This is a genomic window from Peribacillus sp. BM1 (assembly GCF_056679975.1).
On sequence record NZ_CM155259.1, the window covers coordinates 618,084 to 633,123 of the forward strand.

Annotated in this window: 14 protein-coding genes and 1 pseudogene; 4 read left to right on the forward strand and 11 right to left on the reverse strand. The window is 38.1% G+C overall.

Annotated elements, in window-relative coordinates:
• Positions 1-262 precede the first annotated feature (262 nt).
• On the reverse strand, positions 263-1,852 hold the full coding sequence (locus tag AC1MGI_RS03090) for a catalase (protein WP_480348436.1): 1,590 nt from the start codon (positions 1,850-1,852) through the stop codon (positions 263-265).
• Positions 1,853-2,075: 223 nt separating this feature from the next.
• Here AC1MGI_RS03090 and AC1MGI_RS03095 point away from each other — a divergent pair, with 223 nt between their 5' ends.
• On the forward strand, positions 2,076-2,609 hold the full coding sequence (locus AC1MGI_RS03095; RefSeq protein ID WP_480348438.1) for a YceI family protein: 534 nt from the start codon (positions 2,076-2,078) through the stop codon (positions 2,607-2,609).
• Between the two features lie 227 nt (positions 2,610-2,836).
• On the opposite strand, the gene pepF is transcribed toward AC1MGI_RS03095, so the two are convergent.
• Both pepF and AC1MGI_RS03105 read right to left on the reverse strand, forming a co-directional pair.
• Complete coding sequence (pepF, locus tag AC1MGI_RS03100) at positions 2,837-4,651, reverse strand: oligoendopeptidase F (RefSeq protein WP_480348440.1); 1,815 nt, start codon at positions 4,649-4,651, stop codon at positions 2,837-2,839.
• Positions 4,652-5,076: 425 nt separating this feature from the next.
• The gene (locus AC1MGI_RS03105; protein WP_480348442.1) at positions 5,077-5,226 is read right to left on the reverse strand and encodes a hypothetical protein; all 150 of its coding nucleotides are present in this window, start codon (positions 5,224-5,226) and stop codon (positions 5,077-5,079) included.
• A gap of 539 nt (positions 5,227-5,765) precedes the next feature.
• Between AC1MGI_RS03105 and AC1MGI_RS03110 the strand changes: the two genes are divergently transcribed.
• On the forward strand, positions 5,766-6,434 hold the full coding sequence (locus AC1MGI_RS03110) for an FHA domain-containing protein (protein ID WP_480348444.1): 669 nt from the start codon (positions 5,766-5,768) through the stop codon (positions 6,432-6,434).
• A gap of 546 nt (positions 6,435-6,980) precedes the next feature.
• Here the strand turns inward: AC1MGI_RS03110 and AC1MGI_RS03115 are convergent.
• Complete coding sequence (locus AC1MGI_RS03115; RefSeq protein ID WP_480348446.1) at positions 6,981-7,517, reverse strand: methylated-DNA--[protein]-cysteine S-methyltransferase; 537 nt, start codon at positions 7,515-7,517, stop codon at positions 6,981-6,983.
• A 70-nt stretch (positions 7,518-7,587) separates the two neighbouring features.
• On the opposite strand from AC1MGI_RS03115, the pseudogene AC1MGI_RS03120 reads away from it, so the two are divergent.
• Positions 7,588-7,767: pseudogene (locus AC1MGI_RS03120) on the forward strand (DNA-3-methyladenine glycosylase); the annotation flags it as partial.
• 145 nt (positions 7,768-7,912) lie between these two features.
• Here AC1MGI_RS03120 and AC1MGI_RS03125 read toward each other — a convergent pair.
• The gene (locus tag AC1MGI_RS03125; RefSeq protein WP_480348447.1) at positions 7,913-8,659 is read right to left on the reverse strand and encodes a GTP pyrophosphokinase; all 747 of its coding nucleotides are present in this window, start codon (positions 8,657-8,659) and stop codon (positions 7,913-7,915) included.
• Between the two features lie 369 nt (positions 8,660-9,028).
• Here AC1MGI_RS03125 and AC1MGI_RS03130 point away from each other — a divergent pair, with 369 nt between their 5' ends.
• Entirely contained in the window at positions 9,029-9,511 is a 483-nt protein-coding gene (locus AC1MGI_RS03130; RefSeq protein ID WP_480349688.1) for an NmrA family NAD(P)-binding protein, read from the forward strand.
• On the opposite strand, the gene AC1MGI_RS03135 is transcribed toward AC1MGI_RS03130, so the two are convergent.
• The 6 genes from AC1MGI_RS03135 to AC1MGI_RS03160 all read right to left on the reverse strand — a co-directional run bounded on the left by AC1MGI_RS03135 (position 9,483) and on the right by AC1MGI_RS03160 (position 14,753).
• The gene (locus tag AC1MGI_RS03135) at positions 9,483-10,718 is read right to left on the reverse strand and encodes a sensor histidine kinase (protein ID WP_480348450.1); all 1,236 of its coding nucleotides are present in this window, start codon (positions 10,716-10,718) and stop codon (positions 9,483-9,485) included. The genes AC1MGI_RS03130 and AC1MGI_RS03135 overlap by 29 nt on opposite strands.
• Positions 10,719-10,727: 9 nt before the next feature.
• The gene (locus AC1MGI_RS03140; RefSeq protein WP_480348452.1) at positions 10,728-11,399 is read right to left on the reverse strand and encodes a response regulator transcription factor; all 672 of its coding nucleotides are present in this window, start codon (positions 11,397-11,399) and stop codon (positions 10,728-10,730) included.
• A 68-nt stretch (positions 11,400-11,467) separates the two neighbouring features.
• Positions 11,468-12,631 carry an ABC transporter permease gene (locus AC1MGI_RS03145; RefSeq protein ID WP_480348454.1) on the reverse strand — a complete coding sequence of 388 codons (1,164 nt, stop codon included), beginning with the start codon at positions 12,629-12,631 and terminating at the stop codon, positions 11,468-11,470.
• Complete coding sequence (locus AC1MGI_RS03150) at positions 12,588-13,310, reverse strand: ABC transporter ATP-binding protein (RefSeq protein WP_480349689.1); 723 nt, start codon at positions 13,308-13,310, stop codon at positions 12,588-12,590. Before AC1MGI_RS03150 ends, AC1MGI_RS03145 begins: the two co-directional genes overlap by 44 nt.
• Positions 13,311-13,315: 5 nt before the next feature.
• The gene (locus AC1MGI_RS03155; RefSeq protein ID WP_480348456.1) at positions 13,316-14,527 is read right to left on the reverse strand and encodes an efflux RND transporter periplasmic adaptor subunit; all 1,212 of its coding nucleotides are present in this window, start codon (positions 14,525-14,527) and stop codon (positions 13,316-13,318) included.
• Positions 14,528-14,546: 19 nt separating this feature from the next.
• Positions 14,547-14,753, reverse strand: coding sequence for a hypothetical protein (locus tag AC1MGI_RS03160; RefSeq protein WP_480348458.1), 207 nt, complete (start codon positions 14,751-14,753; stop codon positions 14,547-14,549).
• Positions 14,754-15,040 lie beyond the last annotated feature (287 nt).

Genomic DNA, 15,040 nt, shown 5'->3' on the forward strand with positions numbered 1-15,040 from the left:
CATCTCCTTACAGTCCACTGTGATTTTACAGCAAAACCCATTTACTATTTAAGTAGTTTCAGTTTAATTCATTTATCGGATAAAATCCATTGGTTTACGATATTAGCTATCATGATACGCTTCATGAACAACTTGAGGTTTTCAGTCCACAAATAAAAGAGTCACCCCCCATCCAGTTTAAACTAAGTGTGTATAACACTATAAACTGTAAATAAAGTCGGGGCTGACCCTTTTTAAATATCCTGTTTTAAGTCTTCATTTTTTAATATGGTTCTGCGTCATGTCCTTTTTCGATTGCTTTTTCAGGTGCATTTTCTCCAACTTTATTTCCAAGGGGCTTTTGACTGGATCCTTCCCTTGGAGCATTCGCCAAGCCCTCCCGTAGACGGCGGCCGTATTCCTCATCCGCTTCTTGGGCAAGATCAATCATCTTGGCTTGTATTCGGCGATCTACTGGAGCGAGTCCTGAAACAAGGTTAGAGATCAGCTCATCCTTCTCCCAGTCGTCAAACATTCGATACGTTTCACCTGCTTGCTTCGTATTGCTTTGGCGATCAATTGATTCTCTCACAAGCTTTCCTTCGATATAAGGGGTGTATTCTTTCCCTTCTTGCTTTGCTTCTTGCAAGCCGCCAAGGAGTGAAGGCTCGTAATTGATATGTGGGTTCTGATTCTCCCCGAGGTCAACTCGATATTGCATTTGACCACCGCGTTGATTTGTTGCTACCCTTTTCTTAGGTGCATTAATTGGCAGCTGCAAATAGTTTGCACCGACACGATGACGCTGTGTATCAGAATAGGAAAATGTCCTGCCTTGAAGCATCTTATCATCCGAAAAATCAAGACCATCAACCAAAACACCCGTTCCAAATGCTACCTGCTCTACTTCAGTAAAATAATCTTCTGGATTTTTATTCAGAACCATTTTCCCGACCGCAAGCCATGGGAACTGATCTTCAGGCCATAATTTCGTATCATCTAAAGGATCGAAATCCAGTTCAGGATGATCATCATCGCTCATCACTTGGACAAGTAGCTCCCATTCAGGATATTCACCACGTTCAATTGCATCATACAAGTCCTGTGTAGCATGGTTGAAATTGGTCGCTTGAATCTCTTCTGCCTCTTTTTGCGTTAAATTTTTAATTCCTTGTTTAGGTTCCCAATGGTATTTCACAAGAACAGCTTTTCCTTCATTGTTCACCCATTTATATGTATTAACACCTGACCCTTGCATCATACGGTAATTAGCTGGAATGCCCCAAGGTGAGAAAACGAAAGTGACCATGTGAAATGATTCTGGTGAATTACAGCAAAAATCAAAAAACCGTTCATTATCCTGCAGATTGGTAATTGGGTCTGGCTTAAAAGCATGAATCATATCAGGAAATTTAATCGCATCACGAATAAAGAAAATTTTCAAATTATTACCGACCAAATCCCAATTTCCATCTTCGGTATAGAACTTTACCGCAAAGCCACGTGGGTCACGCAATGTCTCCGGCGAGTGAGTTCCATGAATAACGGTAGAAAAGCGAACAAACAAAGGCGTCTGTTTTCCCGCCTCTTGAAAAAGCTTAGCCCGCGTATACTTCGAAACAGGCTCGTCCCCCGCTTTTCCGTATGCTTCAAAATACCCATGTGCACCGGCACCGCGACCATGCACGACCCGTTCCGGTATTCTTTCCCTGTCAAAGTGACTTATTTTCTCAATGAAATCATAATTTTCTAAAGTTGTCGGTCCACGATTGCCAACCGTTCTCATATTTTGATTATTCGTCACAGGATGCCCTTGACGATTCGTTAAACCATCTTCTGTTTGATTTGGATCTTGTGATTGATTGTTTGCCACACTCTTTCCTCCTCTAAAATGAACTACTATCAACCTTCCCTATCCACAAGAAAATAATCCCAATTAATAATATTTTCATTTAAAGGATTTGTTAGTTTTTTGTAAATGCCGTTGACAATCCAATAAATTGAATTTATAATTTATCTTGTATTAAATTATCTCGAATTAAAAATATATAATTTCATTATAATTTCATTATAATTTATTGGGGAGGAATTTTAACATGACAAAAACAAAGTGGGCAATTGACGTAAGCCATAGTGAAGTGGCATTCTCTGTTAAGCATATGATGATTTCTAAAGTGAAAGGTTCTTTTAATCAATTCGATGCAGTAATCGAGGCAGATCCAGTTGATTTAACAACTGCAGATATCACATTCACAATCGATGTTGCTAGCATTGATACCCGAAGCGAAGACCGTGATAATCACCTTCGTTCAGCTGACTTTTTTGATGTTGAAACATACCCAACATTAACGATTAAGTCTAAAAGCATCACAAAAACTGGTGATGATGAATATGCACTTACCGGAGATGTGACACTTCACGGCGTTACCCGCGTGGAAACATTCCAAGTTACATTTGAAGGTGAAGCAAAAGATCCATGGGGCAATGATAAAGCAGGGTTCAGTGGTTCTGGTAAAGTGAAACGCAGTGATTACGGCTTAACTTGGAATACGGCCCTAGAAACTGGCGGCGTACTTGTTGGCGATCAAATCACATTAAACTTCGAAATTCAAGCTGTGAAGCAAGCTTAATTATTTTAAACTAGAAATTAACAGGTTTATCCCATAACGAAAAGGTCAGACCTCGCGCCCATAATACACAGTTCAAATGAAGCGCAAGTTTCATTATGAACTATGTATTGAGTGCGTGATCAGACCCTTTTTTATTATTCATTTCTATCCCGCTCTCCTTCTATCAATAGTCTTCTTAACAAGAAAACAGCTTGCAGACAATCCTCCGCAAGCTGTTTTTCAATTATTCAATCATAAGAACGTTCTAACTCATCTATCAGTGATCCTACATATGAAACGGCGTTACTAATTGCATCAGGCTTTGTCATATCAACACCTGCATGACTTAACAGCTCTTGCGGTTTCTTTGTTCCACCTGCACGTAAAACATCGAGCCATCGATCAACGACAGGCTTTCCTTCTGCTTGAATCATTTGGACGACGGCTGTTGAAGCTGTTAATCCTGCGGAGTATGTGTATGGATATAAGCCCATATAATAATGCGGCTGCCTCATCCACGTTAAGCTGGCCCCTTCATCCAACTCAACTGCATCACTCCAGAATTCTGTGAGCACTGCCTTTTTGACTTCAGAAAGCATGTTTGCAGTCAGTGCTTTTCCGTTTTCTGCAAGCTGGTATACACGGCGTTGAAATTCCGCTTCAAGTAAATGAGTAACGAAATTATGATAATAGGTTCCTAGCAATTGAAGTACAACCCAACGTCTCATTTGCTTATCATCCGTACTAGCAAGCAAATGCTGGCCAAGTAGCAATTCATTCATAGTAGATGGAGCTTCAATGAAGTATGTAGACGGCCTTGTATTGAACACTCTTTGGTTTTTATTTGCCAAATAGAAGTGCCCGGCATGACCCAATTCATGAGCGAGAATAAATGCACCACGCATCGTATCTTGCCATGTGACCAAAATAAATGGATGAGCACCGTATGGACTCGAACAAAACGCCCCCGTTGACTTTCCAACATTATCAGCAAGATCGACCCATCTTTCCTTTAAGCCCTTTTTCATAATTTCACTATACTCAAGTCCCATCACTTTAAGTGCACAAAGAATCACTTCACTTGCTTCTTCATACGTTGTTTTTGGATTGAACTCTGGATCAAGCGGTGCTTTTAAATCGCAGAAAAGCAGCTTATCCAGCCCCAATACCTTTTTCTTCAACCGGGCAAATCTGCGCATATGTGGAGCAAGTTCTTTTAAAATCGTGTCATGCTGATTATTATACATATCAAGTGTAACTTCTTGTGGTTCTAACAACATATGTGTCACTGATTCATAATTACGCAAACGAGCGAGCGTCACTTGTTTCGTAACTTCTGTAGAATACGTAGCTGCAAAAGTGTTTTTATACTGTTCTAACGTGTTGACAAAAGAATCATATGCTTTTCTACGAACCACTGTATCTGGTGAAAATTCATAACGATCTTCGAACAACGCAAATGATACAGGCCATTCATTTCCTTTCTCATCTTCAATCGCTGCAAACTGCATATCCGCTAACTTACTCATGCCATAAATTTTATATGGTGCCGCATGAACTTCACCTAGTGCCGCCAACACTTCTTCCGTTTCTGGCGAAAGTCTATGTTTCTTCGTTCCAAGCAAATCCGTCAATTCTTTGCGGAAAGGCTCCAGCTCTAAATTTTCTTGTATATATTGTTCCACTGTGCCTTCAGATAATGCGAGAATTTCAGATTCAATGAATGAAAGAGCCGCATATACCTTTGTAGCTAAAGAGGCAAATTTAGCAGAATTCGCTTGATTATCAGGATCTGTTCCATCTGTTGCAATACGTAATGCAGCATATGTTCCTGCTTTTACTAACTTAAGAGTCAGCTGTTCTTGCCAAAGCAAACAATCCAATAAAGCTTGTGATCCAATATGAATCGTCCCCTTATATGTCACCGCTTCTTCGATTTCACTCTCAATCGTAGTTAACGCTAATTCCCATGCCTGGTCAGACACAAATAGAGCATCTAAATTCCATGTTTGCGCAACAGGTATTTCAGAGCGCTTATATCGTTTTTCAACCGTCTTTTCCATGCATAATCTCCCCCTACTTGTATGTAAACCTAATTATTCTCATCTTATACAATTGGAAATTTTTATAAATAAAGTGAAACTTCCATCAGTGGGGAGCTTTTTCCATCCCCACCTATTCTTTCTTGATTCTCCCACAAAAATTGAGTTGGGGATATTACAGCCTGTTAAACAGAAAAAAAGGTCTATTTGGAATGGTATATACATTTTATTAGACCTACTTGAATGTAGAGCATGGATGCTTCACTTGATCATCTAGGTGAATATCATTTGCGAAAAGGCATTTTGAGTAAACATAAGATGGGGCTAGTAGTTCGAAATATTCGTACGTTTAACAAGAATGATTATTGCGAGTATTTATTTGTATCACGGGGGTTCGATTATTTTTAAAAAAAGGTATAATTCAATGGGCAGATGTTCCTCATATATCAGCCTGTTTCTGAAAATCCAGAAATATCATAACGTTCTTCGTCCATAATCAGTTGCATATAGGCTAATCTCGCTAATAAGAACGTCAATAGAAAACAAACAGTGATAAACATAATCTTTAATCCTTTTTTCGCTTCCATTTCCATCATCTAAAATATCTCCTATTATTTTTTAGAAAAAACGGTTGAAATTAAAAATAGAATACAAGTTACAGCGAATATAATTGTCGTTATTGGTTGTGGTACAAGAATGTAGAAAATTGTGCTACATATTAAAATTAAACCACTTACTTCACTAAGGAATTTTAACGCCATCTGAATCGATTCCTTTCAAATTTCTATCTTAACTATTTCTTTCATAGAAAGTTGTAATCTACTATAATATAATTTACTTCATTATACATAGGTATGCTTCTTTGCACCATGTAACAAATATCACATTTTTCTAACAATTTATAGAATTTTCTGTTTTCTTTTAAAAATAAGATTAAATATAGTCTTTCAATGAGTTTTGATATCTAGATTCAGGTGCCTTTTTATTTTTCTCTGTGGAAAAGGGACAGGGCTTCGCAAAATTAGCGCAGCTACCCACTTTCATAAGGTGATACAGTTTTTAGATCCTGACACTTTTTCATCGCTTTAGTTGGGAGCGGATGCTCATGTATGTTTCTTATTAGGAGGGATCTTTGATGATCAGTCAATCATACAAAATTTTATTAAAATCGATCGGAATGGAAACAATCGCAAATTATAAATACTTGCAAGAAAATAGTGAAATGATAGTGGGTCGCTCAAATCATCAAGAAAAAATCGATTTTCCTATTTTTAATAAACTGGTCTCTCGAAGACATTGTAAAATATATTTGCAAAATGGCTTTATTTTTATCGAGGATTTGCAAAGCAAGCACGGAACCGAATTAAATGGTCAAAAATTAACTCCATTTAAATCTTATCGAGTAACGGAAGAAGATTCACTCACGATCATTAGTGGACTGATTGAATTCCAGATCGAAAAAAATAACGACGAAACGATTGAGTTTTATGTAGGAGAACGATTTAAGACAGTCAAAACAGTGCTCAATGATTCTATGCAAACCATTCAAATTAATAATGAGTTGATTAAAATGGCTCATAAAGAATTTACCTGCTTTAAGCTTTTATTCAATCGTATTGGGGACATTGCAACAAAGGAAGAAATTATGAAAACCGTTTGGCCTGAGCGTAACAAGACACTAGATTCTCCCGTAACGGATGAAGAAATTTCTTCATTAATTTATCGAGTACGGAAAAAAACCAGCCATCACTATACAATTAAATCCATTACGAATAGAGGCTATTATTTAGAAGGAATGGAGTGAAAGTTTCTCATAAGGGGCGGACCTTTCGCATTAAATCAGTAGGTAGTGCTTCATACACGATTCTTCTACTGTATTTAATTTTGTAGGGGTCTGACCCTTTGCTTTTGCGACGCTCCTTACATGGGGTTCCACGTGAAACTATGCCTTCACTATCTTCTACCATTACTTCAAGGAAAGATCTCGTTATCTGCTTTTTATGTTCGATGGGCTGATAGGGCTCCGTGCTTGATGACATGAAAATTGTGATCTTACCTTTTTTTCACACTTTGAAGTTATTTGCTTAATGAGCTAGCGGCTCCATTCTTCACATCCGACATCCACCCAGCTTCCCCCATTCCCCTTCCCGAAAAACGATACTGGCATCTGGTATATATAGTACTAAGAACAAACAAATGAACAGCCTTTCTAAGGGTTGAGGGAATGCGTATACCCAGAAAGAAAACTTGTTCCTTTATCCTGCATTAACGGGCAGTAAAACCCCCACTGATTGAAGTTTGACTTTATTAAGGATGATTTTGGGATTTTTATAGACTATTTCGCTATTCATCATCGTTCCTTGGTGGTTAAGCCTTGGCGCTCCATATCTAGAAGCTGGGTTTTCATTTCCAAACCACCTCGATAGCCGGTAAGGGATCCGTTCTTGCCTACTACACGATGACAGGGGACCGTGATTAACACGGGATTAGCTCCGATAGCCGTTCCCACCGCGCGTACGGCTGCTGGTCTTTGAATATAGTTTGCGATATCTGAATAAGACTTCGTCTGTCCGTATGGAATTTCACAAAGTGCATTCCACACAGCCAGCTGAAACTCTGTGCCGTTGTAATCAAATGGAACGGTAAAACTTGTACGTTTCCCTTCGAAATACTCGATTAGCTCAACTGCATATGGTTGAAGTTTTTCTCCGTCTTCAACAAGAGGACTACCCGGAAAATGGCGCTCGGCCCACACGGAGAATTCTTCAAATGGCTTATTCTGTGAACCAACGAAACAAAGGCCTTTCGAAGTTGCAGCCAAATAAATATTCCAATCCTTATTTTTCAGCAATGTCCAATAAATCGTCGTTTTATTTTTTGTTGTCATTTTACGATCCCTCCAATTTGTGTACGATATTAGGTAACTTGCGATATTTTGTTGGTGTATGTCCGGTTTTCTTTTTAATTGTGGAGAATTAACGAAGGTAAAATTAATGAAAATGACTACCTTTAAAGAAGTGGAGAAAAGCTTGATTAAGATACGTGGAATTGGTCCATGGACGGCCTATTATGTTCTTATGCGCTGTCTACGATTTCCTAACGCTTTCCCTATCAATGATGTTGAGCTAATCCATTCTACGCTACCTTTTATGTATGGCGTGTCCTTATTAGAGGATGTTCCAAAATCCTATAACTTGGGACTAGTCACTTTAATGTAGGAAAAACAAGACTAATTTAAAGGATTTCTCTATTAACCTTAAATTAGTCTTGCTTGCTATTTTTCTAGATCATTTTCTCTGACAAAAACCTTAATAAATCTGCTGGCAGCGGGAATGCATTATCATTAAGATGAAGTTCAGTAAGCTCTTCCTCAGAATTTTCTAAAGCCTTGATTCCGCTGATTTCATTATGAAGGTTTTCCATTTTCTTATCTAATTCTGTAGCAGAATTAGCCGCATCCTTTAACTCTCGAATGAGCTTGTCCGGTATTTCTTTATCATATTTATAATAGATTTTATGCTCTAAACTGGCCCAGAAGTCCATTGCAATCGATCTTATTTGAATTTCGACAAACACTTTCTCCACTCGATCAGACATAAACACAGGAATTTTAATAATAAGATGTAAGCTCCGGTAGCCATTCCCTTTAGGATTCTTAATATAATCCTTTGTTTCAATCACTTCGATGTCCGCTTGACCACTAATCATTGTGGCAATTTTATAAATATCCGAAACAAAGGAACAGGTGATCCGAATGCCCGCTATATCTTTAATATTATTCTGTATCGTCGGTAGTGAAAAAGGATAATTTTTTCTATGAATCTTATTTAAAATACTCTCTGGTGATTTGATTCGTGAATTTACATGTTCGATTAAATTGTAATCGTGAGTATGATGAAACTCCTGTTCTAATATATTAATTTTCGTCATCATTTCTTCTAATGCGAACTTATACACTAACATAAATTTCGTCAGTTCATTTTTCATTTGTTTCAGCTTGTCAATATCCATATAAGATGTATTTCCCATTTGTTTCTCCTTTTATATTGAAACGGATAGTAAAAAAAAGCGCTTGCTTCTTGTTTAACCTAAAGGCTAAACCATAGAGAGATTGGCTACTTGCGGACAGACAAATCAAGTGATTCACATAATAAATTACGTATAGTTACCTAAACAGCTAGATAAACGGACCAAAACTCCTCCGTCTCAATCCCTATGCATTCATTATATCCAAAATCAGCATATTGCGTCCAAGATTAGTATCTTTAGATAGTCACTGATAAGATAATAAAGTAAGGAAAACCGCCTATTCATTACGCTTAAATAGCTGATTTTCCTTTCTTCAGCTATGAGGGAATACCTATTTCTTTTCATGGATACTATCAAAATCATAATCAAATCGCTGTTAGTGTTCGAAATGTTGAAAAGGCTGCAACCCTTTTTGCTGACCAAGGAATTGAAGTTCGTTACAGGGATTATGATGACCCCACATCTCTTGAAAAATCATTTGTTGGAGCTTCTAAGTTGCTTCTAAAATCAACACCACAAGGCAACTCTGTAGCACGTATTCGCAAACACGTTGATGCCATTGAGGCAGCTAAAAAAGCAGGAGTAAAACACCTTCTTTATACAAGTTTTGCTGCTGTTGATAAAGGGGCATTTCCTCTACTTGGAAATGTTCATTCAGCAACTGAATATACTCTTCGTGCTTCAGGTCTTTTAACTACGATTTTACGAAATGCTTTTTATCAAGAAGTGTTTTACATAAAAATTAAACAACTTTATTGTCGCCGATCACTTGAAAATGACCAAAAAGCCTTAGATACAATCTCTCCAAGGTTTTTTACCATCTTCATGTCTTTCGGTTTTTTGGAAACATAATTTCAAAGGAGGTCCCCTTCCCTATTTCACTGTACACTTTCACTTTTCCGTGATGTTTGTCAATAATCCATTTTGCAATAGAAAGTCCTAGACCAGCTCCCGCTTCTGTTGTTCTCGATTTTGCCACTTGATAAAAACGATCAAAAATTTTCGAAATATGCTCTTCTTCTATACCAATTCCATTATCCTGTACTTTTAGCTGTATGGATGAAACTGACTGAGAACAAGTGACAACAATTTCTCCACTCTCATTTGTGTTCTTAAGCGCATTATCCAACAGGATAACCATCAATTGGTATAGACGCTCCCTATCTCCCACAAAAGAAATGGAAGACGGCACATCCAATCGAAGTGTTTTCTCTTGATAAATAGCTATCTCAGAGTAATGTTCCATTATTTCATGCAGCAATGTACTCAGGAGGAATTCTTCTTTTTCTATTTCCAACTGATCTGAATCAGACCGAGCTAACGTAAGTAAATTGACAACAAGCTTGGACAACCGGCGGCATTCTTTTGATATGATCGATATTTCTACTGCCTTATCTTGTATAGTAGAAGATGGGAAACGCCATAGTAAATCTGTCTTTGCTTGAATAACCGCTAAAGGTGTCCTTAATTCGTGAGAAGCATCTGACACGAACTCTTGCTGCTTTTGCCATGCTTCTTTAATAGGAACCAGCGCTTTTCCTGCTAAAAAGAATCCGACGCCGACAGCACAAACACTTCCAATACTGCAACCAATGACTAAAATTAAAAGTAAATTGCTGAGCATGTCTTTTTCTGATGTAATGTTTCGCACAAATTGTACCGTTATTTCTTTCGATTCTAAATACCCCTTTACCGCAATTGTCCTAAAGTAAAAACCTTCTGCTTGTACATCTTGAAGTTTATTTAATCCTTTGGGACTAAATTCAGCTTGATTATCGGTAAAAACAGTGGGATTTCTATCTAAATTAACCATTTCGTTGCTTTTGTTCCAAACTAATACGACGATTCGAGGATCTCTAGGTCCCGTTGGCAATCCACCCGGTCGCTCTATCGGTCCCGGTTGTTTTATTCGTTCTACTGCAGCAAATAATTCCGTATTGACATCTCGATATAAGTGAGACTCGACATATGAGTAAATAATAGTTGCCAGTACACCAATTAAAATGATAAAAACTAATGAATTTAATATAGTAAGTCTAATACGAGTCCGTTGAAACATGTTTATCCCCTACTGTTCTTTCAGCATATATCCGATGCCGCGTACCGTCTGAATATCCTTATGATAACCGAACGGCTCCATCTTTTTGCGAAGATGATGAACAAATACTTCTACAATTCCTATCGTTGTATCCGAATCAAATCCCCATACCCGATCATAGAGCTGCTCTTTTGTTAAAATGACGCCTTTATTTTGAATCATAAATTCTAGCATTTCATACTGTTTTAATGTTAGCTTCACGGGGAAGCTGTCAATGACAATATCTTTTTCTTTGCCAAACAATTCAATTCCGTGATATTGAATCGTTTGATTCGTAGTTAAGCTGCCACTGCGTCTCAACAGTGCTCGAATTCGTGCATGCAGCTCTGGCGCTTGAAACGGCTTGGTTAAATAATCGTCACCTCCAAAGTCCAATCCTCTTACTCGATCTTCTAATGAGTCTTTTGCTGTTAAAAATAAAACAGGCGTTTGAATTTGTTCGCTCCGTATTTTTTGTATGACTTCAAAACCATCCATTTGTGGAAGCATAACATCTAGTACGATAAGATCGTAAATATTTTGCATAGCCATAAATAATCCTTCTTCTCCATCTTCTGCACAATCTACTTCAAATTCTTCAGATAAGATTTGTTTAATAGACTGCAACAAAGATCGATTATCTTCCACAACCAATATACGCATGGCATCTCATTCCTTTCCCATATAATAACAAAACAAAGCGGTCGCTGTACACGATCGCTTCGTTTTGTCTATTCATAGCGAAGAGCTTGAATCGGATCTAGTTTAGACGCTTTATTCGCCGGAAACACACCGAATACAACTCCAACTACTAAAGAAAACACAAATGATAACAACATGACAGGCACGGAATATGCAATAGTTGTGCCCGTTGCTAAAGTGAATATTTGGGCACTTATTACGCCAATTCCTACTCCTATTACCCCACCTAATGAACTTAATACAATCGATTCAATGAGGAATTGAAGAAGAATATTTCCCCGTTTTGCTCCAATTGCTTTTCTAATTCCAATTTCCTTTGTACGTTCTGAAACGGATACAAGCATAATATTCATAATACCAATACCACCAACGATAAGGGAAATAGCAGCACTTCCGCCTAGCATGAATGTCATTGTTTCATTGACAGATGATGCTGTTTCCATTAAATCTTTTTGACTGGATACACTGTAACTATCAGCATCTCCAACAATTGAATACATGGTTTGTTCAATAAAGCGTGATGTGAAATCAATCATATCTTCATTTTCTACCTTCACATATACTGACCCGATATCAGTAGTAGTTGCTAAGCGTTGCCCTGTGCTAAGTGGGACAACAATTGTACTATCTCCGCTAGTTCCTAATGAACTGCCGACAGATTCCAGAACCCCAACAACTTTATAGGCTGTTCCGTTCACCTGTACAGATTCTCCAACCGGATCAGCTAATCCGAACAAGTTTTCAGCAGTGTCTGAACCAAGTACTGCTACTTTTAAATGATTCTCATGATCAAGGTCTGCAATGAAACGCCCTGATTGCAGCTGTAAATCACGGATATTTAAATAGGAAGAAATTGTTCCTATCATAGACACTTGTGCGTTTGTTTGTCCAGTTTTTACAGTCACTCTTCCTGAAACAGTTGGAGCTATCGCTTCTACACCATTAACATCCTGAATCTGATTAGCATCATCTTCTTTAAATGTAATATCTGAACCAGAAACACTTACAGTTAATACATTTGTACCTAAGCTGCCAATTTGATCTTGGACTTCTTTCGTAGATCCTTGTCCTATTGCAACCATAACAATAACAGAAGATACACCAATAATAATACCCAACATCGTCAGAATTGCTCTTACTTTGTTTCCCTTAATACTCTTTAGTGCCATTCTGATTGTCTGCAAACCACTCACCCCCACTCTCATATAACTGACCATCATGTATACGAACAACACGGCTAGCTTGTTTTGCTACTTCTAAATCATGCGTAATGAGAATAATGGTATGCCCCTGCTCATTTAATGAATTTATCATTTCTAAAATTCCCCTACTCGTTTCACTATCTAGTGCTCCAGTCGGTTCATCAGCTAGCAAAATAGGAGGGTGCCCAGCCAAAGCGCGAGCAATGGCGACACGTTGCTGTTGCCCCCCTGATAACTGGGTTGGTAAATGATTCGCTCTATCTACCAATCCTACTTTTTCTAAAGCTTCTAATGCGATTTTTCTTCGTTCCGCTGTTTTCATTCCACGATAAATGAGAGGAAGCTCTACATTCTCAACCGCGGTTAACTTTGATATCAAATTGAAATTTTGAAAGATAAATCCTATTTTTTCATTTCGAATGGCCGTAAGTTGTGAATTCTTCATTTCCCCTACTTCTTCACCATCTAACAAGTATTTACCTGAATCCGGTCGATCTAAGCATCCAATCATGTTCATAAATGTTGATTTTCCGGAACCCGATGGACCTATGATAGAAATAAAGTCACCCTTTTGAATATCTAGAGTTACGCCTTTTAGAGCCTTTACCGTTTCGCCGCCAAGTTCATACATTTTCTTCATACTATTTATTTGAATAATCGGCTCTATCATAGTCATCAGTTCTCTCCTTGTCTGCCGCCTGATGGAGCTCCTCCACCTGAAAATGCTGGTGGTGTTCCGCCTCCATTTCCTTCTCTAAAGTTGCCACCTGGCATCATCATTTCTCCTTGGGCAGCATTGCCACTAGATTGGACTCTTGGTATTTGAACAGAATCTCCTTCTGCTAACCCACTTGTAACTTCTACATACGTATCATTGGAAATTCCAGTTTCTACTGATACTTTTTTTGTTGATTGTGTTGAATCATTTGATGTTGTAGAAACAAGTACATATTTTTCACCTTTACTTGAATACACGGCTTCTACTGGTACATATAATGCGTCTTCTTTACTTTCTATTGAGATACTAGCCTCCGTTGACATACCAATTTTCAAACTTTTTGGATCTGTGATTTGGACGGTTATATCAAATGTAGATACTCCGTTTGATGATGTTCCTTCCGTTGCTACTTTTGTTACTTTTCCTTCAAATGTTTCATCTTTAAAGGCACTTGCTGTTATTTCTGCCGCTTGGCCGACTTGGACTTTTGTAATATCTAATTCATCTACACTAATTGTTGTTTGCAATGTTCTGTACTCTGTTATGTGTGCAACTGTCTCTGAACTTTGGACAGAATCTCCACTTGCAATTGAAAAGCTTGTGATTGTCCCGGGAACCGGCGATTTCAAGATACTTCCATCGACAAAGGTTACAAGTGTTGCACCAGCTGCTACAACATATCCCTCTTTCACACTAACAGTATCCACTACCAAGCTACTACTTGGGCTATCCGAACTTACACTGTTATCTCCTCTTGTTATAGGTGATATAATTTCATCTTCATCTTCCATACGAAGAAGGATTGTACCTTGTGAAGCCCCGCTGTCACTTTTCACACTAACTGTTGTGATGTCTCCATCAAATGGAGCCGTAACCACCTCACCATTTTTAAACGTTACAAGTGTGTCACCTTTATCTACTGTATCTCCAGATGCTACACTTACGCTATCTACAATAAGAATTGTATTTATTGCTGTAACATCTTGGTCTGTAATGGCTGTAACCGAACCTGCACCAGTAACTTCTACCTCTAATTTTCCCTTTTGTGCTGTTGTTGTTTGTACTGCAGCCGCAACATTTTGAGACTGATCTTTTTTACCTAATAAGAACCAGCCAGTCGCTCCTCCAATTACAACGATCACTAATGAAATAATAATCCACTTTTTCAAATTTCTATTCTCCTTTCTATTATTGAGTTTGTTCGGACTGATGTTGCTCCTGTTGGAGGTTGCCATCGCCCGGGAATATATCGCTGCCCTCTCTTGATCCCATTTCGGAAAAGTCAGGGCGTATACTTTGCTTATAAACGACATATCCCACCCCAATAGCACCGCATGTACTTATCACCAGATTCATAATAAGTAAAATCTTCATGAAATTTTGTTTGAATTCCAATTTTTATTCCTCCTCGTTTCCTCTTGATACACTCATTATGAATTTCTTTCCTTAACTTTTCCTTAAGTAATGAAGAAAACGTTACTAGCTTCTCTCGTTTACAATCAATTACATAGTTCCTTACAAACAGCAGTTTTTTCTGTTTTACGAGTTGAAGTACGGTGATGTTTTTGAGCTCTTAGCAAAACAAGCGAACAATAAAAAGAGGCTGCTCCAACGAACCAGACCCCACATCTTCTAAAGAGCATTTATCTAACGTGTACTTGACACGATAAACGTTCTTTAAA

What these genes read in the sequence shown, in the direction of transcription:
- AC1MGI_RS03110 (WP_480348444.1), top strand. Translation starts at nt 5,766, where the DNA reads ATGATCAGTCAATCATACAAAATTTTATTAAAATCGATCGGAATGGAA.
- AC1MGI_RS03115 (WP_480348446.1), bottom strand. Translation starts at nt 7,517, where the DNA reads ATGACAACAAAAAATAAAACGACGATTTATTGGACATTGCTGAAAAAT.
- AC1MGI_RS03135 (WP_480348450.1), bottom strand. Translation starts at nt 10,718, where the DNA reads ATGTTTCAACGGACTCGTATTAGACTTACTATATTAAATTCATTAGTT.
- pepF (WP_480348440.1), bottom strand. Translation starts at nt 4,651, where the DNA reads ATGGAAAAGACGGTTGAAAAACGATATAAGCGCTCTGAAATACCTGTT.
- AC1MGI_RS03105 (WP_480348442.1), bottom strand. Translation starts at nt 5,226, where the DNA reads ATGATGGAAATGGAAGCGAAAAAAGGATTAAAGATTATGTTTATCACT.
- AC1MGI_RS03095 (WP_480348438.1), top strand. Translation starts at nt 2,076, where the DNA reads ATGACAAAAACAAAGTGGGCAATTGACGTAAGCCATAGTGAAGTGGCA.
- AC1MGI_RS03125 (WP_480348447.1), bottom strand. Translation starts at nt 8,659, where the DNA reads ATGGGAAATACATCTTATATGGATATTGACAAGCTGAAACAAATGAAA.
- AC1MGI_RS03140 (WP_480348452.1), bottom strand. Translation starts at nt 11,399, where the DNA reads ATGCGTATATTGGTTGTGGAAGATAATCGATCTTTGTTGCAGTCTATT.
- AC1MGI_RS03150 (WP_480349689.1), bottom strand. Translation starts at nt 13,310, where the DNA reads ATGATAGAGCCGATTATTCAAATAAATAGTATGAAGAAAATGTATGAA.